Origin of the sequence: Pseudomonas sp. NPDC088890, assembly GCF_044900155.1 — a bacterium.
Taxonomy (GTDB): Bacteria; Pseudomonadota; Gammaproteobacteria; order Pseudomonadales; family Pseudomonadaceae; genus Aquipseudomonas; species Aquipseudomonas urmiensis.
The window spans coordinates 314,181-326,382 of the sequence record NZ_JBJDNG010000007.1 but is presented as its reverse complement, the minus strand read 5'-3'; the positions used below and the strand labels follow the sequence as shown (position 1 = coordinate 326,382).

General features: G+C 63.8%; 10 protein-coding genes. 9 read left to right on the top strand and 1 reads right to left on the bottom strand.

What is annotated here, in order from left to right; all coding sequences use genetic code 11:
• Nucleotides 1–33: 33 nt before the first annotated feature.
• The 9 genes from ACI2JX_RS17380 (at nucleotide 34) to tcuB (ending at nucleotide 11,135) form a co-directional block, all read left to right on the top strand.
• Nucleotides 34–1,197 (top strand): iron-containing alcohol dehydrogenase, encoded by a 1,164-nt coding sequence (locus ACI2JX_RS17380; protein ID WP_404690598.1) that lies wholly within the window; start codon nucleotides 34–36, stop codon nucleotides 1,195–1,197.
• A gap of 2 nt (nucleotides 1,198–1,199) precedes the next feature.
• Complete coding sequence (locus ACI2JX_RS17375; protein WP_404690597.1) at nucleotides 1,200–1,634, top strand: acyl-CoA thioesterase; 435 nt, start codon at nucleotides 1,200–1,202, stop codon at nucleotides 1,632–1,634.
• Between the two features lie 21 nt (nucleotides 1,635–1,655).
• Nucleotides 1,656–2,840 (top strand): acetyl-CoA C-acyltransferase, encoded by a 1,185-nt coding sequence (locus tag ACI2JX_RS17370; protein WP_404690596.1) that lies wholly within the window; start codon nucleotides 1,656–1,658, stop codon nucleotides 2,838–2,840.
• A gap of 174 nt (nucleotides 2,841–3,014) precedes the next feature.
• On the top strand, nucleotides 3,015–4,868 hold the full coding sequence (locus tag ACI2JX_RS17365) for a DUF1302 domain-containing protein (RefSeq protein ID WP_404690595.1): 1,854 nt from the start codon (nucleotides 3,015–3,017) through the stop codon (nucleotides 4,866–4,868).
• Nucleotides 4,869–4,888: 20 nt separating this feature from the next.
• On the top strand, nucleotides 4,889–6,205 hold the full coding sequence (locus tag ACI2JX_RS17360; protein WP_404690594.1) for a serine hydrolase domain-containing protein: 1,317 nt from the start codon (nucleotides 4,889–4,891) through the stop codon (nucleotides 6,203–6,205).
• 139 nt (nucleotides 6,206–6,344) lie between these two features.
• Complete coding sequence (locus tag ACI2JX_RS17355) at nucleotides 6,345–7,319, top strand: D-2-hydroxyacid dehydrogenase family protein (RefSeq protein ID WP_404690593.1); 975 nt, start codon at nucleotides 6,345–6,347, stop codon at nucleotides 7,317–7,319.
• Nucleotides 7,320–7,454: 135 nt separating this feature from the next.
• Nucleotides 7,455–8,375, top strand: coding sequence for a LysR family transcriptional regulator (locus ACI2JX_RS17350; RefSeq protein ID WP_404690592.1), 921 nt, complete (start codon nucleotides 7,455–7,457; stop codon nucleotides 8,373–8,375).
• Nucleotides 8,376–8,518: 143 nt separating this feature from the next.
• Nucleotides 8,519–9,973 carry an FAD-dependent tricarballylate dehydrogenase TcuA gene (tcuA, locus tag ACI2JX_RS17345; protein WP_404690591.1) on the top strand — a complete coding sequence of 485 codons (1,455 nt, stop codon included), beginning with the start codon at nucleotides 8,519–8,521 and terminating at the stop codon, nucleotides 9,971–9,973.
• Nucleotides 9,954–11,135, top strand: coding sequence for a tricarballylate utilization 4Fe-4S protein TcuB (gene tcuB / locus ACI2JX_RS17340; protein ID WP_404690590.1), 1,182 nt, complete (start codon nucleotides 9,954–9,956; stop codon nucleotides 11,133–11,135). The genes tcuA and tcuB overlap by 20 nt, the downstream gene beginning before the upstream one ends.
• A gap of 60 nt (nucleotides 11,136–11,195) precedes the next feature.
• Here the strand turns inward: tcuB and ACI2JX_RS17335 are convergent, their stop codons facing one another.
• Nucleotides 11,196–12,089 carry a LysR family transcriptional regulator gene (locus ACI2JX_RS17335; protein ID WP_186557014.1) on the bottom strand — a complete coding sequence of 298 codons (894 nt, stop codon included), beginning with the start codon at nucleotides 12,087–12,089 and terminating at the stop codon, nucleotides 11,196–11,198.
• Nucleotides 12,090–12,202: the final 113 nt, after the last annotated feature.

Sequence of the window (12,202 nt, the reverse complement as noted above, 5' to 3'; positions counted from 1 at the left end):
CTGTTCACCCACAAGAACAAGAGGAACACAAACATGCAGCCTTTCAGTTTTGTCACGACTCCCCAGCTGTTGTGTGAAGCCGGCGCTGCCGGGCGTCTGGCCCAGCTGTGTCAGCGGCGTGGCGTGCGCCGCGTACTGATCGTGACGGACCCGGGCATCGTCAACCTGGGCATGCTCGATGATGTGCTGCCAGGCTTCACCCAGGCGCACCTGAGCGTGGCGATCTTCAGTGAGGTCAGCGCCGACCCCAGCCACGCCTGCGTGCTGGCGGCGGTCAGCCGGGCGCGGCATATCGGCGCCGAGCTGATCGTCGGTTTCGGTGGCGGCAGCTCCATGGATGTCGCCAAGCTGGTGGCGCTGCTGGCACATCCGGGCTGTGACCAGACCCTGGAGGCGATCTACGGTATCGATCAGGCCAAGGGCCAGCGCCTGGCGCTGATCCAGGTGCCGACTACCGCCGGGACTGGCTCGGAGGTCACCCCCGTGGCCGTGATCACCACAGGCGAGGCGGCCAAGATGGCGGTAATCTCACCGCTGTTGTTGCCCGACCTGGCGCTGCTCGACGCCGAGCGCACCCTGGGCCTGCCACCGGCGATAACCGCCGCAACCGGTATCGATGCCATGGTCCATGCCATCGAGGCCACAACCAGCCAATTCAAGCGCAACCCGCTGTCCAGCCTGTTGGCCCGCGAAGCGCTGGCGTTGCTGGCCAGCAACCTTGACCAGGCGGTACACAACGGTGGCAATCTGGCGGCACGCCAGGCCATGCTCCTGGGCGCTTGCCTGGCCGGCCAGGCATTCGCCAACGCGCCGGTGGCGGCGGTGCATGCGCTGGCGTACCCGCTGGGAGCGCGCTACCACGTACCGCACGGGCTGGCCAACGCCTTGGTGCTGCCGCACGTGATGCGTTTCAACCGGCCTGAGGCGTTCGCCGATTATGCGGCGCTGGCGCCAGCACTGCTGGGCCAGCGGCTGGTGCCTGGCGACCCCCATGAACTGTGCAGCCAGTTCATCGATGAGCTGGAGCAGTTGGCGCCTCGCTGCGGCCTGCCCAATCGGTTGCGTGATGTCGGGGTACCGCGGCACAGCCTGCAACTGCTGGCCGAGGATGCCCTGCAACAGCAACGGTTATTGGTCAACAACCCGCGCAAGGTCACCTTCGCCGATGCCCTGGCCCTCTATCAGGCGGCGTTCTGAACATGGCCAGGGAGCGCCCGCTGCGCAGCGCCTATCGCCACTTCCAGCCGATCACCACCCGCTGGCATGACAACGACCTGTATGGGCATGTAAACAACGTCGTCTACTACGGTTTTTTCGACACTGCCGTGAATACCTGGCTGATCGAGCATGCCGGTTTGGACATTCATCGCGACCCGGTGGTGGCCTACGTGGCGGGTTCGGCCTGCAACTATTTCGCCGCCGTCGCCTTCCCACAACGCATCGAGGTTGGCATGGCCGTCGAGCGACTGGGCAACAGCTCAGTGCACTACGCCCTGGCCGTGTTCGTCGAGGGCGAACCTGAGGCCTGCGCGGCTGGCCGTTTCAGCCATGTTTTCGTCGACCGCCGCGACAACCGCCCGGTCGCCATTCCCCTCAAGCTGCGCAGCGCCTACCAACGCCTGCTGCCGGCGTAACTTTCCAAGGAGAGCCGTTTCATGCAAGACGCTGTCATCGTATCCACCGCGCGCACGCCTATCGCCAAGGCCTGGCGTGGCGCTTTCAACGACCTCACCACACCCAGCATGAGCGCCATTGCCATCCGCGCTGCGGTCGAGCGCGCGGGCATAGAACCGGGCGAAATCGAGGATCTGGTATTGGGCACCGCCATGCAAAGCGGTACCGCTGCGATCAACCCGGCGCGCCTGTCGGCCCTGGCGGCCGGACTGCCGCTGTCGGTGGCCGGGCAGACCATCGATCGGCAGTGCGCGTCGGGGTTGATGGCCATCGCCATCGGCGCCCAGCAGATCCGCGGCGAGGGCATGCACGTGGTGGTCGGCGCCGGGCAAGAGCAGATCAGCCTGGTGCAACAGGCCCACATGCAGGCCGCCAACGCCGCCCAGGACGCCACGGTACGGCGCTTGTGCGAGCACGCCTACATGCCCATGTTGCACACGGCCGAGCATGTCGCCAAACGCTATGGCATTGATCGCCAGGCGCAGGACCGTTACGCCTGGCTGTCGCAACAGCGCACGGCGGCAGCACAGGCTGCCGGGCTGTTCGCCGATGAAATCGTCCCGGTAGTGGCGCAGTGCAAGGTCGTGGACAAGGTCACCGGGATCCAGACTCACCAACGCGTGCACCTGATCCAGGATCAAGGTAACCGCCCGCAGACCCGGCTGGCGGACCTCGAGGCACTGCAACCGGTGGTCGAGGGCGGTTGCGTGACCGCAGGCAATGCCAGCCAGTTGTCCGACGGCGCCAGCGCCTGTGTACTGATGAGTGGTGCGCGGGCGGCGCGCTTAGGTGGCCAGCCGCTGGGGCTGTACCGGGGCATGGCGGTGGTGGGCCTGGCCCCGGAAGAAATGGGCATTGGCCCGGTGTTGGCGATACCGCGACTGCTGGCGCGCCATGCGTTGCGAGTCGAGGACGTCGGTTTGTGGGAGATCAACGAGGCGTTTGCCTGCCAGGTGCTTTACTGCGCCGAACACCTGGGCATCGATCCTGCGCGGCTCAACGTCAACGGTGGGGCCATCGCCATCGGCCATCCCTACGGCATGAGCGGTGCGCGCATGGTCGGGCATGCTTTGCTCGAAGGCCGCCGGCGCAAGGTGCGTTATGTGGTGGTGAGCATGTGTGTCGGCGGCGGCATGGGGGCGGCGGGCTTGTTCGAGGTGCTCTGAACCACCGCCATCGAGCCATAACGAACCGGCATGGCATTGATCTGAAGACGCTATTTGTGAGCGTCGGCAAACCTACCTGATACTCCTCGTCACCGACACCGCCGGCCTGGGCGGCCGGCGCGTCCGCGCTGAACCCATCATTTCCCTCTCTAATAAAACAACAAGAGGTTAAGAGTGAGCGCAACCCTTCTTTCCTGCCGGCGCCGCGCGCCGCTGGCGGCCCTGTGCTGCCTGCTAGCCACCCCGGTCGCGGGCGTGCAATTGGATGTTGGCCCGCTGCAAGGGCGATTCGACTCGGCCCTGTCGTTCGGTACTGCCATCAGTACTGCCAACCCTGACAAACAGCAATTGCAGGCTGCCAACGGCAACGACGGGCGACGCAACTACCGCGCGGGCGATGTGTTCTCGGCAGTCTTCAAAGGCACCCACGATCTGGAGCTGCGCGGCGACAACCTTGGGGTATTCGTGCGGGGTACTTACTGGTATGACACTGCGCAGCGTGACCACAGCCAGCGGGCTGTCGATATCGACGACGACAACCGCCAGGTATCGGCGAAAACCGCGGGTGTGGAGCTGCTCGATGCCTTCGCCTACGCACTCTACGACATCGACGGGGAGCCCGGTTCGCTGCGCCTGGGCAAACAGGTGGTCAACTGGGGCGAAAGCCTGTTCATCCAGGGCGGGCTGAACGTCGTCAACCCCTTAAACCAGGCCGCGCTGCGCCGCCCAGGTTCGGAGGTCAAGGACGCCCTGGCGCCGGTCAACCTGGTGTATCTCACGCAGAACCTCAATCAGGCATTGTCTTTCGACGCTTTCTACCAGTTGGACTGGGAGCAGACTCGGTTGGACAACTGCGCAACGTTCTTTTCCGGCAACGACTTCATGCCTGAGGGCTGCACAGGCCTGGATGTCGGCGGGCAGATGCTGACCAACCCTGCGGTTTCGCAGGCCTTGGCCCCGTTCGATGTGAGGCTGACGGAGGAGGGCGTGCGGGTGCCCCGGGGCGCCGACCAGGAGGCGCGCAACGGTGGCCAATGGGGATTTTCGCTGCATTGGTACGTCCAATCGCTGGATACCGAGTTCGGCTTGTTCGCCGCCAATTACCACAGCCGCTCGCCCTACCTGGGCACGGTGAGTAGCCGCTATTACGCCAATAGCGGCTTTGCCGGGGCGCTGTGTAGCAATCTCGGCGTGCCGCTGGCCAACTGCGCTGCCTTCCTGGCGTCTGGCACCGGCCAGACCCTGGCCGGTGCGCTGCGCATGGGCACCTCGCAGTACCGGGCGCAATACCCCGAGGACATTCGCTTGTACGGCATCACCTTCGCCACCACCCTGCGCAACGGCGCTGCCGTGCAAGGGGAGCTGAGCTACCGGCCGAACATGCCGGTGCAGCTCAACGGCAACGATGTCTTGCAATCCTTGCTCAATGCCCCCGGTCGTAGTCCGTTGAATGCCGATGGCCTGCGTCCTGCGACTGACAACACCGCTTTCGACGGTTACCGGCGCAAGGAGGTGACCCAGGCCCAGGTGTCTGCCGTACAGGCGTTCAGCCAGGTCATGGGCGCCAACCAGTTGCTGTTGATGGGCGAGCTGGGGGCCACCTACGTCGGCGGACTGGAGGGGCGGTTCGGACCGCGTTATGGCCGCTCCGGTGCCTACGGCAACGGCGAACTTGCCGATAACAGCGTGTGCCTGGCGATCTCGAAAAGCCCAGGCGATTGCAATGGCGAAGGCTTCGTGACGCCCTTTTCCTGGGGCTACCGGCTGCGCGCAACCTGGAGCTATCCGAATCTGATCCCGGGCCTGGACATCCGCCCCAACCTGGCCTGGGCCCATGACGTCGAGGGTTACTCACCCGCTGACAGCTCGGCCTTCAATGAAGGCTCGCGCTCGATCAGCCTGGGCGTGGACATCAACTTGGCCAGCCAATACTGGGCGAGCCTGGCCTATACCGATTACCTCGACGGCGATTACGGCACCCGCGGTGACCGCGATTACCTCGCGTTCAGCGTTGGTGCCAATTTCTAATGCAACCAAGGAGCAAGACCATGTCCAAGCGCAGCATGCACGCCCACTCCGCCAATCTGCCCGGCTTTGCCCTGGTGCTGGCCGGGGCGCTGGGCCCAGGGTTGGCCATCGGCGCACCGGCCGGGCAGGGCGTGATGCAGGGGTTTCCTCCTCCAGCGCAGTTGCGTGTCAACCAGGCCAATGCTTTTCAGCCACCTTACTTGCGCTGGTCGATGCGCCACGCCCGCGAGGTGTCGCCGACCCGTGGCATTGGCCGCGCAGCCGTCCCGTTGGCCTTGGCCGAAGGCCGCCGGCTAGCCCTCGATCAGGTGGCCTTGAGGGTCGGCGAGCAGCCCTTGACCCTGGCCGACTACCTTGAGCAAACCAGCACCGACGGGCTGATCGTGCTACATCGGGGTAAGGTGGTATACGAGCGCTATCTGGAAGCGTTCCAACCGGGCCAGGCGCATATATGGGCATCGATGACCAAGTCGGTCACAGGCCTGATCGCCGCCCAGTTGATCGTTGAAGGTGCGCTTGACCCGCAGCGCACACTGGCGCATTACGTGCCGGAGCTAAGCGGCACGCCGTTCGGCGAGGCGACCGTGCAGGCTAACCTCGACATGCAAGTTGCGGTGGAGTATCCAGCGCAGATGCCGCCGGACCTCGGCCTGTTTGCCGCCACCGGCCTGATACCGCGAGGCGACATGCCAGGTGATATCTACAGCTTTCTTCAGCACGTGCATCAGGCCCCGCAGCCAGGTGACAAGGCGCCCTTTTTCTACCAGAACGGCTCGCCGGAGGCGCTGGCGTGGGTGTTGCGGCGCATCACTGGACTGAACTGGGCGCAACTGGTCGAGCAGCGGTTGTGGTCACGTTTCGCCGAGCACGATGCCTATGTGCAGGTCGACCCGCTCGGGACCGAGATGGCCAGTGGCGGCATCAGCTGCAACTTGCGAGACACCGCCCGCTTCGCCGAACTGGTACGCCGTGAACTGGCTCGCGAGGTCAAGGGCGACAGCTTCAACCAGGCAGTGCACAGTACGTTCCAGCCCGCCGACCCGGCGGTGTTCGCCCAAGGCAGCCTCGGCCCCGGTCGCCCTGGCTACGGCTACCGCAACTATTGGTTCCAGAAGAATGATGGCGATGGGTCGGTGGAGGCCAGCGGGCGTTTTGGGCAGAAGCTCTACATCAACCCTCGGCGCGAACTGGTGATCGTCAAGCTGTCGGCCACCGCCGACCAGGCCAGGCGCTCCACCCATGCGCACGGAGCGGTCAACGCTGCTGCGCGGGCTGTGGACTCGCCGGCAGCCTTCAGCAGCATGGTCAACGCGGTGCTGGCCGGATTAGCGGATTGAGGGGGATCACCACTCGATAGTGTGGGCGCAGCCATCGAATAGCGGATGCATGACGCTTCACCGCTTAGTGGGGCACTCGTCATAAGCGCCACAACTCAGCTATCGTCCGATCCTTCCATCATCGCCAGGGGCCACCGGCATGCATATCGTCATTCCCGACGACTACCAGAATGTGATCCGTACGCTCGATTGCTTCAGTCGGTTGGCGGGCCACCACGTCACGGTGCTGCACGAGCGGCAACCGGCCTCGCTGGAGGAATTGGCCATAAGGTTCGCCGATGCCGATGCGCTGGTGCTCACGCGTGAACGAACGCGCATCGATGCCGCGCTGCTGGATCGTTTGCCCAACCTCAAGCTGATCAGCCAGACCGGCAAGCTTGCTGGTCATCTTGACCTGGCGGCATGCACGGCGCGTGGCATCGTCGTCACCGAGGGCCGCGGTTCGCCGGTAGCCCCGGCAGAACTCGCCTGGGCACTGATGCTCAATGCGCGGCGTCAGCTGGTAGCGGCGCTACAGGGATTCAGGCAAGGGCAATGGCAGGTCAACCTGGGTTCGGCGCTGGCTGGCCAGGTGCTGGGCATCTGGGGTTACGGCAAGATCGGCCAGCGGCTGGCGCGCTATGCCCAGGCGTTCGACATGCCGGTACTGGTGTGGGGCAGCGATAGCAGCCGGGCAGCGGCCGCAGCCGATGGCCACCGCGCCGCAGCTTCGCGTGAAGCCTTGTTCGCCGAGGCGGACATCCTCAGCCTCAACCTGCGCCTGGCCCAGAGCACGCGCTACATTGTCACTCCGGACGATCTTGCCAGGATGAAAGCCGATGCACTGCTGGTGAACGTCAGTCGCGCCGAACTGATTGCCCCGGGCGCGTTGCTGCAGGCATTGCAGGCCGGGCGGCCAGGTTATGCCGCAGTGGACGTTTACGAGGACGAGCCGGTGCTCGACCCCGCCCACCCGTTGCTCAATCACCCGCGCGTGCTGTGCTCACCGCACCTGGGGTACGTGGAAAAGAACGGTTACGAGCTTTATTTTGGTGATGCGTTCGACAATCTCGTGGCGTTTTTTGCCGGCGCACCCAAGAACGTAGCCAATCCCGAGGCAGTGGGTCCAAGGTAGGTCTGTTACTCAACGGCAAGGCACCCAGTCAAGCCAGCTCAGGCTAGAGCTACCTGGCATGATGCATTCGAACTGGCTGACGTATCGGCAAATCCGGGCTAGCCTCTGCGGCCCCCAGCGGTGAAAGAGTCTTGTATGGAGTTACGTCAGCTTCGCTATTTCCTGAGTGTCCTGGAGTACGGCAGCCTGGGTAGGGCTGCGCTCGAGCTTGGTGTCGGCGCCTCCGCCTTGAGCCAGCAGCTGTCGAAGCTGGAGAGCGAGTTGAGTACCCGGCTGTTGACCCGCTCGAGCACCGGCGTGTCACCGACGGCGGCGGGCCTGGCCTTCGAATACCATGCGCGCCTGGCGCTGCGTCAGGCGGAGCATGCGGTGCTTGCCGCGCAAAGTGGCCGTATGAGCGGTTATGCCAGCGTGGGATTGGCACCGACTACCGCATCGATTCTTGGCTTGGCGTTGATCGACAGGATGCGCCAACGCTATCCCGACATCCGCCTGCACCTGGTAGAAATGCTATCCGGTTACCTGGTGAACCAGCTCAACGCCAGGCACCTTGACTTGGCCGTGCTGTTCCAAGCAGACGCCGGGCCTCGCCTGAATGTCCGGCCACTGCTGAACGAGCGCCTGTTCGTCCTGGTTCCTGCCGCGCTGGTCAATGCCGATTGGGGTGAGGCGCTTACTCTGGCACAGATCGCCACGCTGCCCTTGGTGATGCCCAGCACACAGCATGGTCTGCGGACTACGCTGCGTTCGATTTTCGAACGAGCAGGGCGCGAACCCCGGATCGTCTTGGAAGTCGATGGCCTGTCGCTGTTGATGGATTGCGTCTGTGCAGGTCATGCCGCCACCATTCAGCCGGGCGCAACGGTTGCCCGGGCGCATCAGGCAGGCTTACGCGTATTTTCCATCGATCAGGCGCAAGCGCAGCGACGCAATCTGATTGTCAGCTTGAGCGATGACGAACTCTCGCCGGCCGCCTTGGCTACCCGGATCGTACTGCAGGAAGTCTCGCGGGAGTTGGTGGAGCAGGGCCTCTGGCCGGGCGCTCAGTTGCTTTGACGCAGTCTTCCCCTAATCCGGGCCTTTAGAAAAACTGAATGCCTCCCCGCGGTAATCGCGTTTCGCGCCCTTGAAGCACTCTTTAGAGTCCTGGGTCACCGAAAAGCGGCCGAACATCCGGCGCTGCGTGACTTGGAGGCGAAATGATCGATGTGCTAGTCATCGGAGGGGGCAATGCCGCCCTCTGTGCCGCGCTGATGGCGCGCGAGGCGGGAGCCAGCGTGCTGCTGCTCGAGGCTGCGCCGCGCGTCTGGCGGGGTGGCAATTCCCAGCACACGCGCAACTTGCGGTGCATGCATGACGCCCCGCAGGACGTGCTGGTCGAAGCGTACCCGGAAGAAGAATTCTGGCAGGACCTGTTGAAAGTCACCGGTGGCCAGACCGACGAAAAGCTCGCGCGCCTGGTGATTCGCGCATCCTCCAACTGCCGCGGGTGGATGCGCCGCCATGGCGTGCACTTTCAGCCATCGTTGTCTGGCGCGCTGCACACCGCACGCACCAATGCGTTTTTCATGGGCGGCGGCAAGGCGCTGATCAATGCCTACTATCGAAGCGCCGAACAACTCGGGGTACAGATCCGCTACGACACGCCCGTCGCCGATATCGAACTGCAAGATGGACGTTTCGTAGCCGGCCATGTGCCGGCGCGTGAGGTCCAGGGCCGGCACCTTCCTGCCGAGCGCATCGAGGCGCGCAGTTGCGTGCTGGCTGCCGGTGGTTTCGAGTCGAACCGTCAATGGTTGCGCGAAGCCTGGGGGCAGAATGAGCGAGGGGAGTGGCCTTCGGACAATTTCCTGATCCGCGGGACGCGGTTCAATGACGGGGTCCTGTTACGCTGCCTGATCGAACAGGGCGCCGACACCATTGGCGACCCGACCCAGGCGCACATGGTGGCGATCGACGCCCGCGCACCGCTTTACGATGGCGGGATCTGCACGCGCATCGATTGTGTGTCGCTGGGCGTGGTGGTCAACCGCGATGGGCAGCGCTTCTATGATGAAGGCGAGGATTTCTGGCCAAAACGCTATGCCATCTGGGGGCGCCTGGTGGCTCATCAGCCTGGCCAGGTGGGGTTCTCGATCATCGACCAGAAAGCCCTCGGCCGGTTCATGCCGCCGGTTTTTCCCGGCGCCACCGCCGATAGCCTGGAGGCGCTGGCCGGCGTGCTCGGTTTGCCTGTGCAAGCCTTCGTCGAAACCGTGCAGGCCTACAACCGTGCCTGCCAGGTGGGCACCTTCGACCACACCCGCCTGGACGACTGTCACACCCAGGGCCTGGAGCCGGGGAAAAGCCACTGGGCGCGCCCGATCGATACGCCACCGTACTACGGCTACCCGCTGCGACCGGGGGTGACCTTCACCTACCTTGGGCTGCGCACCGATGAAACGGCTGCAGTGCATTTCAATGGGCATGCCAGCCCGAACCTGTTCGTCGCCGGCGAGATGATGGCGGGCAATGTGTTGGGCAAGGGCTACACCGCAGGTGTCGGCATGTCCATCGGCACAGCCTTCGGCCGCATCGCCGGGACCCACGCCGCTGCGGCGACAGGCCACCTTCATCCAGAACAAGAGAATAGCCATGACCGCGCAACTGCCTGAACCCTACCTGCCCGATGCCGCCCAGCCGGCCCTCGATTTGATTCCGCTGTTGACCCTTGAGGAGCAGGAAGTAGACCGGCAGTTGCGCATCTGTAATGCCTGTCGCTACTGCGAGGGGTTTTGCGCAGTTTTCCCGGCGATGACCCGCAGGCTGGAGTTCAACAAGGCAGACATCCATTACCTGGCCAACCTATGCCACAACTGCGGGGCTTGCCTGCACGCCTGCCAGTACGCCCAGCCCCACGAATTCGCCGTCAACGTGCCACAGGCCATGGCCAAAGTGCGCGTGCAGACGTATGCCGAGTACGCCTGGCCAACCCTCTTCGGGCGGCTGTATCGGCGCAACGGCACGTTTGTCGCAAGCGCCTTGGCAGTGGCCTTGTCGTTGTTCTTGCTGCTGACCTTGTGGGTCAACGGCACACTACTGCCCGGGCGGTTGGCGGGAAATTTCTATGCGGTTTTCCCACATAACACCTTGGCGCTGATGTTCGGCAGCGTGTTTGCCGCTGCAGGTGTTGCGCTGGCGATGGCGGTACGACGCTTCTGGCGCTCGGTCTCGCCTGCCGAGGCGTTGGCGCAACCAGCCACGGCGGCGGTGATCGAGGCGTCGAGTGCTGCACTGACCCTGAAGTACCTGGACGGTGGGCATGGCAAAGGCTGCAACAATGCCGATGATCGCTTCACGCTTTGGCGCCGACGTTTCCATCACTTCACTTTCTACGGTTTCATGTTGTGCTTTGCCGCGACGCTGGTCGCCACCGGTTACCACTACTTGCTGGGCCAACAGGCGCCGTACCCGCTGCTGAGCGCGCCGGTGCTGCTGGGCACCTTGGGCGGTCTTGGCTTGATCATCGGGCCGGCCGGGTTGCTGACGCTGAGCCTGCGCAGGGCAGCGGAGCACGGCGATGTTGCCCAGCGCCCCATGGACCGGGCATTTCTCCTGCTTCTGCTGCTGGTCAGCGCCACGGGCCTCGTCTTGCTGGGCCTGCGTGATACCGCAGCGATGGCGGTCTTGCTGGCGATTCACCTGGGCACGGTCATGGCGCTGTTCATCACACTGCCCTATGGCAAGTTTGCCCATGGCCTGTTCCGTAGCGCTGCGCTGCTCAAGTTCGCGATCGAGAAGCGTCGGCCCAACTCGCTGGGTCTGGGCGAGGACTGAGCCATGTACGCATTGTCCAGGGTGACTATGCCGCGCCGGGCTGCAAGCGGGGCGTTGGGTTCAACGGTTGGGCCATTTGTCCAGCAGGATCGACACGAATTTTTCCGCCGCTGGCGACAGCGACGCCCCGCGCCGATAGACCAACCCCAGGGTGCGAGTCACCTGCGGTTCGATCAGCGGCACGCTGACCAAGGTCGGGTGGTCGGCGCTGGGCATGGCCAGGCTGGGCATGGCAGAGACACCCAGCCCGGCCTCGACCATACCCAGCGAGGTAGACAGGTGCTGAACCTCGTAGAACCACTTGGGCCGCAAGTTGAGCCCGGAGAGCGCATGATCCAGCAACATCCGGTTGCCGCTCAGACGGCCGACGCCGATCAGGCGGTAATCGGCCAGTTCTGTCCAGGTGACGGCCTCACGGGTGGCCAAGGCATGGTCTCTGCGGCAGGCCAGGACGAAATGCTCCTGCACCAGGGAGACGAACTCGATGTCGGGGTGCTGGCCGCTCATCATGTTGATGCCAAAATCGGCCTCACCCCGCAGTACCGCCTCGAGCCCGTCGTTGGCGCTGAGGTCGAGCAGACGAATGCGGATCTTCGGGTACTGTTCGTTGTAGTCGCGGATGACCGACGGCAGGAAGTAGAACGCTGCCGTCGGAATACAGGCGAGTGTGACCTGGCCGGTCTGGCGTTCGGCGAGCTCGCGAATGCTCAGGATCGAGTCCTCGAAGTCATCCAGCAAACGCCTGGCCTTGGGCAGAAAGTCACGTCCCACGCTGGTGAGGCTGACACGACGGGTGGTGCGCTCCAGCAGCGAAGTACCCAAGCCCTCTTCAAGTTTCTTGATCCGCCGACTCAGGGCCGGCTGCGACAGGTGCAGCGCTTCTGCAGCTTCATGAAAACTGCCTAGTTCGGCGATTTTCACGAAAGATCGAATGTCTTGCAGCTCATATTCCATCTGAGTTCGCTCTCCTGCGGCCAGGTTTGATTGATCTGAAAAACGCAATAATCACTACGATATTTGCATTGGAATGATTTATCCATCCCTGTCAGTCTTGTGTCTACAACATC